Origin of the sequence: Stenotrophomonas sp. SrG (assembly GCF_050031795.1) — a bacterium.
Classification (GTDB): Bacteria; Pseudomonadota; Gammaproteobacteria; order Xanthomonadales; family Xanthomonadaceae; genus Stenotrophomonas; species Stenotrophomonas rhizophila_A.
Genome location: NZ_JBNBBE010000248.1, coordinates 1 through 273, shown reverse-complemented (window position 1 = coordinate 273; position 273 = coordinate 1). Strand labels below are relative to the sequence as shown.

The following is a 273-nucleotide window of genomic DNA, read 5'->3' as shown; positions in this document are numbered from 1 at the left end:
CGTGCCGTCCCCGCTGTGGTCGTTGATCGCCCCGCGCGCCGGTGCCGGGCGGGCGCTCAGCGGGCCGCGCCCGCGCAGCGGGCGACCGTTGGGCAGCCCCACCACCTGCTGCATGCCCAGCCCGAAGGTGGTGCGCTGCACCCCGTCGCCCTGGGCATTGCGCGGGTTGCCATCGATGCGGTCATAGCTGCCGGTGGCGTAGCGTTGGCTCAGCGATACCGCAATGGCCGGGCGGGTGCCGTCTTCGTTCGGCGCCTGCAGCAGGTACTGCAC

The 273-nt window shown here is 73.6% G+C and carries 1 pseudogene; it reads right to left on the bottom strand.

Annotated features, from left to right (window positions below):
- Positions 1–273 (bottom strand): annotated as a pseudogene (locus tag ACQG3P_RS19715) (hypothetical protein); the annotation flags it as partial.